This is a genomic window from Parvibaculum sp., assembly GCF_019635935.1.
GTDB lineage: Bacteria > Pseudomonadota > Alphaproteobacteria > Parvibaculales > Parvibaculaceae > Parvibaculum.
On the sequence record NZ_JAHBYN010000001.1, the window covers coordinates 803,391 to 817,333 of the forward strand.

The window sequence follows — 13,943 nt, forward strand, 5'->3', positions numbered from 1 at the left end:
GGCATCCGTCTCACAGCGTGAAGACCTGGTCCTGGCGCGGAACGGCGACGTTCCAGCCGAGCTCGCGGTCGATGCGGACGCGCAGGGCTTCTGAGGCATCGGGTTCGCCATGAACGACGAAGGTCTGCTGCGGCGGGCGGCGGAGGGCGGAGAGCCAGCGCATGATCTCGTCGCCATCGGCATGGGCCGAGAGCATCGGCAGATCGGCGATCTCGGCGCGCACCGGCACCCACTGCCCATGGATCTTCGTTTCGCGCGCGCCCTGCAGCATGGCGCGGCCGCGCGTGCCGGCGGCCTGAAAGCCGGAAAAGAGGATCGTGTGCTTGCGGTCCGTCGCGAAGGATTTCATGTGATGCAGGACGCGGCCGCCGGTCGCCATGCCGCTCGCCGAAATGACGATCTTCGGGTAGGCGTTGGCGGTGACCTCTTTCGAGTCGTCGACCTCGCGCACATAGGTCGCGATGTTGCAAACCTCCTTGCACAGAGGCGGCGAGAGGCGGTGATCGTCGAGATGGGCGCAAAGAAGCTCGCTCGCATTGATCGCCATCGGGCTGTCGAGATAGACCGGCACGTCGCGGAGGCGCCCGGCCTGTTTCAGCGCCCAGATGTAATAGAGAAGCGACTGGGCGCGGCCGACCGCAAAGGCCGGGATCACCACCGTGCCGCCGCGCGCCACCGTGTTCTCGATCACGGCGCCGAGCTGCTCGATGGGATCGACCCCGCCATGCGCGCGATTTCCATAGGTCGATTCAACGACGACATAATCGGCCTCTGGCACCGGCTCGGGATCGACCATCACCGGGTCGTCATAACGGCCGAGATCGCCGGAGAAGAGGATCTTCTTGCCGCCCCAGCCGATCTCGGCCGTGGCGGCGCCGAGAATGTGGCCGGCATGGCGGAAGGTCAGCGTGGCGCCGCCGGGCAGCGAAACGGGCTTGTGATATGGAACGGCAGTGAAGGCCTCGATTGCGCGCTCGGCGTCGCGGATGCCATAGAGCGGCAGGGCCGGCTTGTGCTTCGAATAGGCCTTGCGGTTGGCGTATTCGGCGTCCTTCTCCTGAATATGACCGCTGTCCTTCAGAATGAGGGCCGCCACTTCGCGCGTCGCGTCGGTCGCAAAGATGCGGCCGCGAAAGCCCTCGCGGACGATCTTCGGCAGATAGCCCGAATGATCGAGATGGGCGTGGGTGAGCACGATGGCGTCGATCGAGCGGGGATCGACCGGAAACGGCGCCCAGTTGAGTTCGCGCAGGTTCTTCAGCCCCTGGAACAGGCCGCAATCGACGAGGATGCGGTGGCCGTCCAGCGTCAGCAGATGTTTGGAGCCGGTGACGGTGCCCGCGCCGCCCAGCGAAGTCAGAGTGAACATGTGATGCTTTCTGTTGTTAGCGGCAGGCCCGAATGCCGGCCGCGTTTCCCCGTCCGGCTTGCGCCGGCATTCTCGTGTTCCCTACACACCGCGTTCAACGGACGACGCGCTCGGCAACCGCCGTGCCCTCTTCCACCCGGTCGCTCGGATGCAGCACAACCCGGTCGCCGGCTTCGAGGCCGCTGCGCACCTCGGCGACGCGATTGTTCCGCCGGCCGATTTCGACGGGCGTCGCCTGCGCGCGGCCGTCGCGGACCGCGTAAACGGCCCAGTTGTCGCCCTTGCGAAAGAGCGCCGCGACCGGAACGGCAACCGCCTCCTCGGCGCTCCATGCCGTCACGTGAACGACGACGTGGAAATCGTGCCCGAGCCGCGACCAGGTTTCCGGCGGATCGACAAAATCGATGACCGTGCGGACCCGCTGTTCCTCGATGCCCAGCGTCGAAATCTTGGTGAAGCCCGCGGGGTCGATGCGCGCCACCCTGCCCCGAACCGGCGCGCCGCCCCAACCGTCGATGCGCACCGCGGCGCCCGGTTCGATCTGCACGGCATCGGTGGAGAGAAGGTCCGCCACCACTTCAAGATCGGCCGGGTCGCCGATCTCGATCAACGGTGCCCCGGCCTGAACGACCGACTCGCTTTCCTGAACGATCCGCAGGACGCGGCCACTAACCGGCGCGCGCAATTCGATGCGCCAATCGGAGTCATCCGACGCCGCGACCGCCAACGGGTCGCCCAAGCGCACCATGACGCTTGTCCGCTCGCTGCGTCTCACATCGAGTTGCGCCTTTGCGCTGGAGAGCGCGGCACTGCCGGTCTCGGCATCGAAGCGGGCCTTGTCCAGAGTCTTGGCCGAGATCACGCCCCTGCGCGCCAGTTCCTCGGCGCGGCGAAGCTCGTTCTGAGCGAAATCATGCGCGGCTTCGATGCGGTGGATTTCGTGTTCGGCGAGTTCGATGCCCGCTTCGGCGGCGACAAGCGCGGCCTGAAGTTCCTCGCGCGTGCGGGCATCGAGGAATGCCGGCGCCATGGGCTGCATCGCCACCACGATTGTTTCGTCGGCCGTGACTTCATCTCCGACATAGCGCGGCGTCCGCAAGACCTTGCCGGCGATCGGCGCCGAAACGGTGTAGACGTGGCGCACGCGGGTGCGGCCGGTGTCCTCGACCGTGACCTCCATGGGACCCCGGACAATTTCCGCCATGTCGACCGCGACCGGTTGCGGCCAGGCGAACCAGACGAGGAATGCGGCGGCCACCGCGACCGCAAGGCCCGCCATTATTCTCTTCAGCCCAATCGTCTGCATGATTCAATCCCGCGTTTTGAGTACGGCCACAAGATCCAGCCTGTCGATCCGGCGGCGCATGACCAGCGCCGAGAGCGTGGCCGCGGCGAGCACGACCAGACTGGCAAAAACATAAGTCGCATTTTCGATGTTCAGCGGCGTGCGCATCAACTCGCCGGCCATGTTGGCATTGAGGAGCCGGGCGAGGCCGTAGCCGATCGCCCATCCGGGCGGCTGGGCGATGAGAACGATCAGCGCCAGTTCAAGCAGCAGAAAACGCAAGGCCTCGGCGCGTGAAAAGCCCAGGACACGAAGACTGGCCAGTTCGCGGGCTCGCTCCGAAAGCGATATCCGGGCGCTGTTGTAGACCACGCCGAAGGCGATGACGGCCGCAAGCCCGGTGTAGATCGCCGCCATGGTCGTCACGATCGTGACCATGGCCTCGCGGAAATTCGCCAGCGAAACGCGCTGCAGGGCGACGCCGCTGACGACCGGCATGACCTTCAGCGCGTCGTAGAGCGCGCCGAGCATGGTTGCGTCGAGGCTCAGATGGACGCCGTTCACCGTCGGCGCCTCGCGCATCAGACGCGACAGCGCATCGGCGTCCATCATGCCGCTGATGCCGAAATAATCCTCGACCCGCGCCGCGACCGGCAGCGAGACGGTTCGGCGCTGCCCTTCCAGAATGTCGATCTCGACAAAATCGCCGACACCGACACCGAGGACGGAGGCCAGCCAGTCCGAAATCGCCAGCCCCGTTTCGGGCAGGACGACGGGGCGCAGATCGACGTCGATGATGCGGCTCAGATCGGCGCTGCGCGTGCGGCCGCCGATCATCACGCGGCGCTCGATGCTGCCGTTGCGGATGCGCACGGGGACGCCGCGATAGGGCTCGGCGTCGAGGACGCCCGGCAGGCGCGCCATCTGGAGGACGGCGTTGCGGGGCCGCTTCTCGACGAAGCTGACCGTTGCGTCCTGCCGGTCGGCCATGAAATAGGTGACTTCGACCAGTTCATCCATGGCGTCGTTGATGAAGAGCGAGACGATGAGGATGCCGGTGCTGAAGGCCATGCCGAGCACCGTCAGCGCGGCGCGCACCGGATGCTGGGTCACGTTGCGCAGCATCATCACGGAAGGTTGCGAAAGGACACCGCGAAAGGGAACACCTTGCGGCAGCAGGCGCCGGAAGCCCGGCGGCGATGGCGGCTGCATCGCGACGGCGGGCGCCAGCCCGACAATGTCGCGGAGCGAACGGGCGGCGCCGATGGTCGCGGCGGCGATGCTCAGCGCCGCGCCCGCCACGTAGATGTCCGGGCTCTTGATGAAGACCAGAAAGGGGAAGCGGTAATATTCGGCAAGGAGGCTCGTGATGTGGCCGCCGAGCCAGGTGCCGGCGACGCTGCCGATGGCGATGCCCGTCACGGCGATGGCAAGAACCAGCTTCAGATAATGTATGGCGACGGCCGCGTTTCCATAGCCGACCGCTTTCAGGAGGCCGATCTGCTCGCGTTCGAGCGCGACCAGCCGGCCGAGCGTGAGATTGACCAGGAAGGCGGTGAGGAGCAGGAAGATCGGCGGCAGCGTGCGGCTCATATTGCCGAGCATGTCGAGCGAGTGATCGAGAAAGGCGTGCGAGGTCTGGTTCTTGCGGCCATAGGACGCCGCGCCGCCATAGCGGTCGAGCAAGGCATCGAGCTGCTGGATGACCTCGCGTTCGGAGGCGTCGCGCGAGAGCTTGAGGCTGACGGCGGAAAAGGCGCCTTCGAGATCGTAGATGCCGGCAAGCGCCTTTTTCGACATCCAGACAATGCCGAAACGGCGGTCGTCGGGCATGCGGTCACCCGGCCCGATCGCGTAGACGAATTCCGGCGAGAGCGCGATGCCGACCACGGTCACCTCGCGCTTGCGGCCGTTCAGGATCGCCGAGAAGCGCGCGCCCGGCGTGAAGGCATGGGCCTTGGCGAAGGACTCGTTGACCACGACTTCGTCGGCCCGGGCCGGGTCCGGCATCCGGCCGAGACGCAGATAAAGGCGGTTGAGGACCGGCTCGCCGCTTTCGGGCAGGGAGATGAACTGGCCGGTGGCCGGTTCGCGCACGCCCGCGATGTCGAGCAGGGCGAGACTGGCGATCCGCGTCTCGACCGCGACGACGCCCGGGATTTCCGCGATGCGCGCGGCGAGCGTCTCCGGCGCGCGGCGGACCGTGGCGAAGACATCGGCAAAGCGATAGCGCTCGTAATAGGCAAGCCGCGTTTCGTCGAGCGAGCGATAGGAGCCGACGGCAAGGATGATCGTGGCAACGCCGCCGGCGACGACCAGCGCAATCGCCAGCACCTGCGCCCGGAGGCGGATCAGGTCACGAAACAGCTTGATGTCGAGAATGCGCATGGCTCACCAGGTGATCTCGCCGGCCGACTGCCGCCGTTCGTTCGCGACGGTTCCCGAGACCCGGCCATCGGCAAAGGAGATCACCCGATGGGCGAGCTTCTGAATGGCCGCATTGTGGGTGATGATGAGGGTGGTGGTTCCCAGTTGCTCGTTGACGCCGAGCAGCGCTTCGATGACCCGCATGCCGGTCACGGAATCCAGCGCACCGGTCGGCTCGTCGCAGAGCAGCACCTCCGGCCGCTTCGCGATTGCACGCGCCACGGCGACGCGCTGCTGCTCGCCGCCGGAAAGCTGCGCCGGGAAATGATCCATGCGCTGCTCGAGCCCGACCAGCGCCAGCGCGTCTTCCGGCGACATCGGGTCGTCGGTGATTTCCGTCACCAGCGCGACATTCTCGCGCGCCGTCAGGCTCGGGATCAGATTGTAGAACTGGAAGACGAAGCCGATATGCCGCCGGCGATAGGCGGTGAGGCCGCGGTCGTCGAGCGCGGTGATGTCGGTGTCCTTGAACAGCAAACGGCCGCTTGTCGCGTGATCGAGGCCGCCGGCGATGTTCAGCAAGGTCGACTTGCCGCTTCCCGACGGGCCCAGCAGCACCACCACCTCGCCGGTCCAGATGTCGAGATCGACACCGCGCAGCGCGTGAACCTCCACCTCGCCCTGCACGTAGGTTTTGGTCAGCCCCTCGGCGGCGAAAAGTTTCTGCGGCGTCACGGCTCTTTCCCTCCCGTCCAGCGATCCATGCCGGATTGCCCTTTCCACCACCGCCACAGGAGCGCCGTTGCGGCAACCACCGCCAACAGAAAGAGCGGCACGACAAACCAGAGAAAATCCGAGCCGATGACGATGTTGCTGATCGCGAAGCGGCCGGTTGCCAATAACAGACCAAGCGCCGTGCCGGCGAGAAGCCAACCCCTCGCGCCGCCGGCCAGATAAATGCCGATGCCGGAAAGGACAATGCCGAAGCCCGCCGTAAAACCGCCCCAGGTTGCGAAAACAATGCCCAGCCATTCGGCGAATGCCGGTGGAAGGAGCGCAAGGTCAATGCCGGTGTGACGTATATCCTCCGGCAGCAGCGGTGGCCGGAGAAACATGAAATAGATGCCCGTTCCTACAATCAGGATGCCAAGCACCAGAACAAGGCCGCCGGCGATGCGATCGTTGCGTGCGGTCATTTTTTCTCCAGCCCCGATGCGCCGGTTCGGCGCCCGGAATTATTCGATCTGCCGCACCAGACCCGGATGGCGGTTGAAGGCGAGCTTCTGGACCAGCGAACCGTCGACGGTGACGATTTCGGCGGTGATGCCGCCATCTGCCGCTTTCGCGATCTTGCCGATCTTCAGGCGCGGATTGGCGTGCCATTCGAGCCGCTTTTCGAGAAAGGCGCGGACGCTTTCCTGTGTCATCTCTTCCGTCGCGCCATGCGGCATGCCGTAGAGGAGACCCGGACCGCCCATCATGCCCTGCATGTCGGCGCCGGCGCGCATGCCCATCATCATCTGCATCGAGGGGCACATCATCATGGCGCTTTCCATGTTCATGCCGCCCTCGCCTTTGGGCCCGCCCATCATGCCCTGCATCATCTTCATCATCTCGGGCGTCATCATGCCACTCATTCCGGACATGCCCTGCATTCCCTCCATACCGCCGGGCGTTCCCGCCTCGGACGTGGCGGCTGGGGCTTCGGCCGGATGATGGGCGTCATGCTCTTCGGGATCGGCGGTCTGGGCGGCGACGGACGCCGCACCCATAACCAGCAGCGCGGCGAACGCGGCCGCGCGCAACGAATATGTTCTCATGGCAGGTCTCCTCATGGCTCTCGAGCTCCTCGTTTGGTGTTGCCGGGCGTCCGGCGCGGCGCGGCTCATGACGCGCCCTCGCCGGACAGACCGGAGAGGCGGGGGATGAAGGCCGGCACGCGCGCGGCGTAGCGGCGGTAGCTCTCGCCGAACTCGGCTTCCATTTCGCGTTCCTCGCGCTTCGCAAGACGCCAGTACATGACGAGCAGGACCGGTAGCATCAGGCCGGTGACCAGGGTCGGCCATTGCAGAAAAAAGCCGATCATGATGAGGGCGAAGCCGGCATATTGCGGATGGCGCAGGCGGGCATAAGGCCCCGCCACCGCGAGCTTTCCTTCGCCTTGTGCCTCGTGAAGCCGGCGCCAAGCGGCCGCGATCAGCACGAAGCCGCCGCCGATCAGCACGAAACTCAAGAGATGGAACGGGCTCCAATGCGGGTTCATGGACCAGCCGAAAAGCGCCGGCCACAGATGTCCCGCATCGTGAGAAAGCGGATCCAGCGCGGGGAATTGATTGCCGGCCCAGCCTGCCAGCAGATAGAGCGTCAGCGGGAAGCCGTACATTTCCGCAAACAGCGCCACGATGAAGGCGGAGAATGCGCCCAGCGAGCGCCAGTCGCGCGGTGTTTTCGGTTTGAAAAAACTGAGGGCGAAGAGGATGAAGACCGCCGCATTGACGGCGGCCAGAAACCAGAGGCCATAGGCCGGCACGTCACCGTTCATCGTCCCGTCCTCCGTCATTGTCGCGGCGGCCATGGTCGCCGTGGGAGCCATGGGAGCCGTGACCGCGATGCATGAAGAAATGCATCCCGCCGCAGAGGAGCAGGAACAGGAGCGGCCATGCGCCCAGAAGATGCGCGCCGTGTTCAAGCACCAGAAAGAGCGCCGCGACCACGAGGAAAACACCGAGCGTTAGCCCCGCGGGTGAGCGCCAGAAGACATTCCTGTCATCGCGTCGGATGGTCATGAGGCGAGCTCCTTTTCATGCGGCGCGATCATTTGTCCACGCCGAGCTTCGCGCGCTTCAGCAACAGCGAATTGCCAATGACGGAGAGCGAACTGACCGTCATGGCGACGACGCCGATCATCGGATGCAGCAGGCCAAGAGCTGCAATCGGGATCGCCGCGACGTTGTAGAACCAGGCCCAGAAGAGGTTCTCGACGATCTTGCGGAAGGTCGCTTTCGAGAGGCGGATCGCCTCGACGACCTTGGTCAACTCGCCGCTCACCAGCGTGACGTCGGCGGCCTCGATGGCGACATCGGCGCCGGCGCCTATGGCGATGCCGACATTGGCCTGTTTCAGCGCGGGCGCGTCGTTGATGCCGTCACCAACCATCGCGACCTTGTCACCATATTTTTCCTGAAGCGCTCGAATGGCGTCGACCTTGCCCTCGGGAAGGACGGCGGCCATCACCTCTTCGATGCCAACCTGGCGGGCGACGTGACGCGCGGTGCGCTCATTGTCGCCGGTGATCATCACCACATGGATTCCCATCTTCAGCAGGACGGCAATGGCGGCGGCCGAGTCCTCCTTGACGGTGTCGGCCACCGCGACGATTCCGGCCGCTCGATCGCCGATCGCCACCAGTACGGCGCTCTTGCCGGTAGTTTCGAGCTCTGCCAGCGGCTTTTCCAGCGCCGCAATGTCGATGCCGGCCTCGCCGAGATAGCGGCGATTGCCGACGCGCACATGCCTGGCGCCAACGCGGCCCTCGACGCCGCGTGCGACATGCGCCGTGAAGCCCTCGACCTTCGGAACATCGATGCCCCGGCCCCGCGCACCGGTAACCATGGCCTGACCCAGCGGATGTTCGGAGCCCGCCTCCACAGAGGCCGCGGCGGAAAGCACCTCATCTTCAACGAAACCGTCGGCCGCCACGACATCGGTCAGCGCGGGCTGGCCGCGGGTGATGGTGCCGGTCTTGTCGAGCACAACCGCCCTGATGTCCTTCAGGGTCTGGATCGCCTCGCCGGAACGGATCAGCACGCCGCGCTCGGCGCCGAGGCCCGAGCCCACCATGATCGCGGTCGGTGTCGCGAGGCCAAGCGCACAGGGACAGGCGATGACGAGGACCGCGACGGCGGAGAGAATGCCGACCATCAGCGGCGACAATTCGGGATTGACCCAGGGCAGGAAGGCAGCACCCCAGAAGAGGATCGGCCGCAGGCTCTCGCTGAAGAAAAGCCACATCGCGAGGCTGCCGAGGCTGATCAGGATGACCGCCGGGACGAAGCGCGCCGTCAGCCGGTCGGCGAACTCCTGGATCGGCACTTTCGAGCCCTGCGCCTCTTCGACCAGACGGATGACCTGCGACAGGAAGGTCTCCGCGCCGATTTTCGTGGCGCGGATCTTCAGCATGCCTTCCTTGTTGATGGTGGCGCCGATGACAGGGTCGCCCGGCCCCTTCTCGACCGGCACGGATTCGCCCGTCGCGATCGACTCGTCGAGATGGCTTGCGCCTTCGACGATCTCGCCGTCGGTCGGGACCTTGGCGCCCGGCCGCACGACCATGATGTCGCCCTTGACGAGTTCGGCGATCGGCACTTCCACCTCGGCGCCGTCGCGCAGCACCGCGGCGGTCTTCGCGCCCATGGTGATCAGCCGCTTGATCGCCTGGCTGGCGCGGCCCTTGGCGCGCGTCTCCAGATAGCGGCCCAGCATGTGGAAGGTCATGATGGTGGCGGCCATCTCGATGAAGGAGGTCATCGGATAGAAGAAGCCGACAAGGCCGATCAGATAGGGCGGCAGGCTGCCCATCGAAATCAGCACATCCATGTTGGCGGTGCGGTTGGTCAGCGAGAGCCAGGCCGAGCGGTGGGTCGCGAAGCCGCCATAGAGGAACACTACGGGAAAGGCCAGAACAGCCACGATCGCCAGATAGAACGGGATCGGTTGCCAGAACATGTGCGGGACCATGATCAGCATGGTCACCGATGTCGGGACGGCGGCGATCCAAAGCCGCTTGCGGGCCGCCGCCAGATAGCGCTCCTCGACATCGCCTTCTTCGGCCGCCGAGGCGGGTTTCGTCTCGTCAAGCGCCGCAACCTCGTAGCCGGCACGTTCGACGGCGGCGCGCAGGCTTGCCGGGTCGGTTCGCGCCGGGTCGAAGCGGACCGTCACGCGATGATTGGCGATGTTGGTGCCTACATCCGCGACGCCGTCGAGCCGCATCAGCGACGTAGAGACGAGGCCGGCGCAGTGATCGCTGCCCATGCCGGGGACGACGAGGCGGGACGTTCGTTCCGTCGAGGTCTCGCGGCGTCCTGCCGCAACGCTACTTTTCATGGTCTTCCCCCAGGTGCATGGCGTTGCGACCGTTCGATCATCAGTACCCATACGATGATGAGAGGACACGCGGCGAGAAAAATGAAGGCGATCGCTGCCCAAAGCGTGAATCCGTAAAGCCAGAGAATAGCCGCTCCAGCCAGAAGCCCGACAACCGGACAAAACCAGAGCAGGTGTTTAAGCTTTCGTCCCGGCTTTTCCTCAATGCGCGGAGAAGCAGATACCAGGCGGCTTTCCTTCGGCATTATCAGGCGCCCCCCGATTTTGGGCCAACCGAGGCGAAGAAGTTGTAGATCGGCGTAAAGACGATCGCGATGTACCAGCCGAAGACGAAGGACCAAACAAGGCCGATGAAGAAGCTCGGCCATGTGATCCATGTGAAGCCGGGCATCAGGTCGGACAGGAGCCGGTGCATGCCGGGATCCGACACCAGAAGACCGAAAAGCACGCAGAAAATGTAGGTAACGACGAAGAACGTCCCGAGGGTCATCCCCAGCGGAACAATCGCGATACGCTTTGTCTCGTTCATAACCACTCTCCTATGTCTCGACCCCATCGATCGATATGGTGCCGGCCCCGCGTGGGCTTCTTGATTCTGGAATCTCTGGCCTTGCCTCAAACTTGCACGGGATCGAAATGGGGGCGCTGATTCAGATCAACGCACCGCCCTCTCCCTTAGCAGCCGCCGGCGTCAGCTCACGATAATCCGGCCCTTCATGCCAACTTCGGAGTGGCCAATCAGGTTGCAGGAAAACTCGAAGGCTCCCGCCTCTGTGAAAGTCCAGACAATCTCCTTTGTCTCGCCGACATCGAGCGTGACGGTGTTGCCGGCCGAGGCGTGCATCGCCGCATGCTCCGGCGAGACAGGATCCATTCCCATCTCGGCCATGTGCCTCATCATCTTGCGCGCCGTTTCCTGATAGGCCGCGTCGCCGATCGTGAACTCATGCGGCTGTTCGCCATTGTTGACGATCACGAACCGCACCGTCTCGCCGACATTGAAGTTTAGCTCGGCTGTGTCGAACCTGATATCGGCGGATTCAATCTCGACGGTTCTTGTGACTTGCGCGGGCTCGCCCTTGTGGCCGAAGGCCGAAGTGTCGGCCATCTGCCGGTCCATCTCGCCCATCATCCCCTTCATGTCATGCCCCATCCCCGGCATGGATCCGTGGTCGTGACCTTTCTCCGAAGCGACCACCGGGCCAGTCAACAGACCGACGAGCGCCGCCATCAGAACCGAATTCCGGATTGTGTGTTTCATTGTTACATCTCCTTGAGGTTTGAATGATGTTCCGCCATGCCGACCTTTTTCACTGCGGGGGTGTGCCGTCAAAACCAGGCCCTCACACCGATGCGCAGGGTCGTGTCCTCGACATCGCCACCGGCAGAACGGGTGATCGATGCCGTTTTTCCAAGATCGCGCTCCCAAACGAGATCGACGTAGGGTGCGAACTTCCGAGTGACTTCGTAGCGAAGCTGAAGACCCGCCTCGATGCTGCTGAAGCCGGCGCCGACCCCGCGTTCGGGGACATCCTGTGCGAAGAGATTCAGCTCGACATGCGGTTCGGCGATCAGCTTCTGCGTGATCGGGAGATCGAAGCTCTGTTCGAAGCGCGCCGAAAAATCGCCTTTCGTCGAAAGAAAAGCGGTCACTTCCGTTTCAAAGAAATAAGGAGCGAGCCCCACGATACCCGCAGCGAGATAGGTTTCACCGCGGGGTTCGAAATCCTGCCGGACGCCGACCAGCAGGTCCCAGAAAGGATGGACATTCCGGCCATAGAAGAGCTGGGCTTCCGCCTCATGGAAGTCGCCGTCGGCAATCTCGCCCTCCGACCTTATCCAGAGGCGCTCGACATCACCACCGACCCAGCCATCGAGGTTCCAGTTCCACAGACCGCCACGCCTGTCGGCGTAGTCCACTTCCACCTTGATCATGTTGAAGAGATCGGGTCCATGATCGTCCGGCGCAGGTTCCTGTGCGTATGACGCCGAGGCGATTCCGACAGCGAGGATGAGAGCGAGCGCAAGGACGTTTTTCATCACATGCCTCCATGACCGGCATGCGACCCATGCGCCGCACCGTTTTTCGTGACACCGATCGGCACGACCGCACCATCCGGCGTAATCGCGCTTTCGGCCGTCTCCGGCGGCTCGACGATAAATGTCGTCATCATGCCCGACGCCATATGATAGAGCAGGTGGCAATGAAGCGGCCAGCCGCCGACCTCGCGCGCGGTCAGGACGACGGACACGGACTGCCCCGGCGGCACGATGACGGTATCCTTCAGCGGCCGACGATCCTTGCTGCCGGTTTCGAGCTCGAAGAACATGCCGTGCAGGTGCATCGGATGCGCCATCATCGTCTCGTTGACGAAGGTGAGACGAACGCGCTCGCCATAGCGCACCCGGATCGGCCGGGCCTCGACGAAGCGCGCATCGTCGAGCGTCCAGACATAACGTTCCATGTTGCCGGTGAGGCGCATTTCGATGGTGCGGGTCGGCTCGCTGTTGTCGACGTTGGGGCGAAGCGCGCGCAGGTCGCTGTAGGCCAGCACCCTTGCGTCCGGCGGGAAACCCGAGGCCCACCCGACCAGGCGGGTTTCCGACGCGTCCGCTTCCGCGCCAGCGTGCCCCATTCCGCTGTGATCCATGGTGCTATGGTCCATCGTGCTGTGGTCGACGGCGCCGGGATCATCCATCGCCCCCATGTCGTGACCGGCATGCGCGAGCCCCATATCGGCCATGCCGAGCAGCGCGCGGGGGCGCCGCTCAGGGATCGGTCCCGCCTCGCCTTCCGATGTCGCGAGCGTCGCGCGCGCGTAACCCGCGCGGTCGATTGACTCCGCGAACAGCGTGTAGGGCATGTCTTCCTTCGGCTCGACAATGACATCGTAACGCTCGGCAACACCGATCCTGAGTTCGTCGACCGGCACCGGGTTCACATCATTGCCGTCCGCCGCGACGACGGTCATTTTCAAGCCCGGAATCCGCACGTCGAAGAGCGTCATCGCCGAGCCGTTGATCAGGCGCAGGCGAATGCGTTCGCCTTTGCGGAAGAGAAAGGTCTCGTTCTCCGCCGGCGTGCTGCCGTTGACCAGGAAGGAATAGCCGGTGACATCGGCCAGATCGGTCGGGTCCATGCGCATGGCGCCCCATTCGAGGCGATCCTTCATGGTGGCGCCGAGGCCTGCGTCACGCGCGTCGCGGAAGAAATCGAGCAGCGTGCGCTTGTTGTAATTGTAGTAGCCGGGATCGGCCTTGAGATTGCGCAGCACCGCGTCGGAATTCTCGGGCGTGATGTCGCCCAGCAGAACGACGTAATCGCGATCCGCGCTGAAGGGCGATGGCTTTGCCGGCTCGATGACAATCGCGCCGAGCACCGTCTGATCCTGGGTGCCGGAATGGCTGTGATACCAGTAGGTGCCGCTTTGGCGGATCGGGAAGGTGTAGGTGTAGGATCCGCCCGGCGGAATGCCCATGAAGCCGTTAAAACCGGGTGCACCGTCCATGATGCCGGGGAGCAGCAGCCCGTGCCAATGCACCGATGTCGTTTCGTCGGTCTTGTTGACGACGGTGATCGTCGCGTCCTCACCCTCTTCAAGCCGCAGAGTCGGCCCCGGAACGCCGCCATTGATCACCATTTTCTCGACCGTCCGGCCGCCGACCTCGAGCCGTACCGTGTCGACGGTCAGGTGATATTCACCGGCGAGGGCCGGCGCGGCGCTGGGCAGCACCCAGAGCAGCGCGGCGCCGAGGATGGCGCTTGTCCATCCACGCATGAGAGGCGCAGGGCCGGAAAAAATTTTCGGAAACATC

At 64.4% G+C, this 13,943-nt stretch carries 14 protein-coding genes; all 14 read right to left on the reverse strand.

The features are described from left to right. Positions 1-10 precede the first annotated feature (10 nt). The 14 genes from KF719_RS04155 to KF719_RS04220 all read right to left on the reverse strand — a co-directional run bounded on the left by KF719_RS04155 (position 11) and on the right by KF719_RS04220 (position 13,906). Positions 11-1,369: an MBL fold metallo-hydrolase gene (locus KF719_RS04155; protein ID WP_293507325.1), complete on the reverse strand. Its 1,359-nt coding sequence runs from the start codon at positions 1,367-1,369 to the stop codon at positions 11-13. Positions 1,370-1,463: 94 nt separating this feature from the next. Next, complete coding sequence (locus tag KF719_RS04160) at positions 1,464-2,675, reverse strand: HlyD family efflux transporter periplasmic adaptor subunit (RefSeq protein WP_293507326.1); 1,212 nt, start codon at positions 2,673-2,675, stop codon at positions 1,464-1,466. Positions 2,676-2,678: 3 nt separating this feature from the next. Then, on the reverse strand, positions 2,679-5,042 hold the full coding sequence (locus KF719_RS04165) for an ABC transporter permease (RefSeq protein WP_293507328.1): 2,364 nt from the start codon (positions 5,040-5,042) through the stop codon (positions 2,679-2,681). A 3-nt stretch (positions 5,043-5,045) separates the two neighbouring features. Further along, positions 5,046-5,756 carry an ABC transporter ATP-binding protein gene (locus KF719_RS04170; RefSeq protein WP_293507329.1) on the reverse strand — a complete coding sequence of 237 codons (711 nt, stop codon included), beginning with the start codon at positions 5,754-5,756 and terminating at the stop codon, positions 5,046-5,048. Continuing rightward, complete coding sequence (locus tag KF719_RS04175; RefSeq protein WP_293507331.1) at positions 5,753-6,217, reverse strand: hypothetical protein; 465 nt, start codon at positions 6,215-6,217, stop codon at positions 5,753-5,755. The genes KF719_RS04170 and KF719_RS04175 overlap by 4 nt, the downstream gene beginning before the upstream one ends. A 39-nt stretch (positions 6,218-6,256) precedes the next feature. Next, entirely contained in the window at positions 6,257-6,841 is a 585-nt protein-coding gene (locus tag KF719_RS04180) for a hypothetical protein (protein WP_293507332.1), read from the reverse strand. 65 nt (positions 6,842-6,906) lie between these two features. Next, positions 6,907-7,563: an isoprenylcysteine carboxylmethyltransferase family protein gene (locus KF719_RS04185; RefSeq protein ID WP_293507334.1), complete on the reverse strand. Its 657-nt coding sequence runs from the start codon at positions 7,561-7,563 to the stop codon at positions 6,907-6,909. Further along, on the reverse strand, positions 7,553-7,807 hold the full coding sequence (locus KF719_RS04190; RefSeq protein WP_293507336.1) for a DUF2933 domain-containing protein: 255 nt from the start codon (positions 7,805-7,807) through the stop codon (positions 7,553-7,555). Before KF719_RS04190 ends, KF719_RS04185 begins: the two co-directional genes overlap by 11 nt. 28 nt (positions 7,808-7,835) lie before the next feature. Further along, positions 7,836-10,127, reverse strand: coding sequence for a heavy metal translocating P-type ATPase (locus KF719_RS04195; protein WP_293507338.1), 2,292 nt, complete (start codon positions 10,125-10,127; stop codon positions 7,836-7,838). Further along, entirely contained in the window at positions 10,124-10,372 is a 249-nt protein-coding gene (locus tag KF719_RS04200) for a hypothetical protein (RefSeq protein WP_293507340.1), read from the reverse strand. Before KF719_RS04200 ends, KF719_RS04195 begins: the two co-directional genes overlap by 4 nt. Positions 10,373-10,374: 2 nt before the next feature. Then, positions 10,375-10,656, reverse strand: coding sequence for a DUF5676 family membrane protein (locus KF719_RS04205; RefSeq protein ID WP_293507342.1), 282 nt, complete (start codon positions 10,654-10,656; stop codon positions 10,375-10,377). A gap of 162 nt (positions 10,657-10,818) precedes the next feature. After that, on the reverse strand, positions 10,819-11,358 hold the full coding sequence (locus tag KF719_RS04210; RefSeq protein ID WP_293507343.1) for a plastocyanin/azurin family copper-binding protein: 540 nt from the start codon (positions 11,356-11,358) through the stop codon (positions 10,819-10,821). Between the two features lie 98 nt (positions 11,359-11,456). Then, positions 11,457-12,167, reverse strand: coding sequence for a copper resistance protein B (locus tag KF719_RS04215; protein WP_293507344.1), 711 nt, complete (start codon positions 12,165-12,167; stop codon positions 11,457-11,459). Next, a complete protein-coding gene (locus KF719_RS04220) occupies positions 12,167-13,906 on the reverse strand; it encodes a multicopper oxidase domain-containing protein (RefSeq protein WP_293507345.1) in 1,740 nt (579 codons plus the stop codon). The genes KF719_RS04215 and KF719_RS04220 overlap by 1 nt, the downstream gene beginning before the upstream one ends. Positions 13,907-13,943 lie beyond the last annotated feature (37 nt).

Coding starts and splice junctions, on each gene's coding strand:
- KF719_RS04180 (WP_293507332.1), bottom strand. CDS start 6,841: ATGAGAACATATTCGTTGCGCGCGGCCGCGTTCGCCGCGCTGCTGGTT.
- KF719_RS04205 (WP_293507342.1), bottom strand. CDS start 10,656: ATGAACGAGACAAAGCGTATCGCGATTGTTCCGCTGGGGATGACCCTC.
- KF719_RS04175 (WP_293507331.1), bottom strand. CDS start 6,217: ATGACCGCACGCAACGATCGCATCGCCGGCGGCCTTGTTCTGGTGCTT.
- KF719_RS04185 (WP_293507334.1), bottom strand. CDS start 7,563: ATGAACGGTGACGTGCCGGCCTATGGCCTCTGGTTTCTGGCCGCCGTC.
- KF719_RS04160 (WP_293507326.1), bottom strand. CDS start 2,675: ATGCAGACGATTGGGCTGAAGAGAATAATGGCGGGCCTTGCGGTCGCG.
- KF719_RS04190 (WP_293507336.1), bottom strand. CDS start 7,807: ATGACCATCCGACGCGATGACAGGAATGTCTTCTGGCGCTCACCCGCG.
- KF719_RS04215 (WP_293507344.1), bottom strand. CDS start 12,167: ATGAAAAACGTCCTTGCGCTCGCTCTCATCCTCGCTGTCGGAATCGCC.
- KF719_RS04195 (WP_293507338.1), bottom strand. CDS start 10,127: ATGAAAAGTAGCGTTGCGGCAGGACGCCGCGAGACCTCGACGGAACGA.
- KF719_RS04200 (WP_293507340.1), bottom strand. CDS start 10,372: ATGCCGAAGGAAAGCCGCCTGGTATCTGCTTCTCCGCGCATTGAGGAA.
- KF719_RS04220 (WP_293507345.1), bottom strand. CDS start 13,906: ATGCGTGGATGGACAAGCGCCATCCTCGGCGCCGCGCTGCTCTGGGTG.
- KF719_RS04165 (WP_293507328.1), bottom strand. CDS start 5,042: ATGCGCATTCTCGACATCAAGCTGTTTCGTGACCTGATCCGCCTCCGG.
- KF719_RS04210 (WP_293507343.1), bottom strand. CDS start 11,358: ATGGCGGCGCTCGTCGGTCTGTTGACTGGCCCGGTGGTCGCTTCGGAG.
- KF719_RS04155 (WP_293507325.1), bottom strand. CDS start 1,369: ATGTTCACTCTGACTTCGCTGGGCGGCGCGGGCACCGTCACCGGCTCC.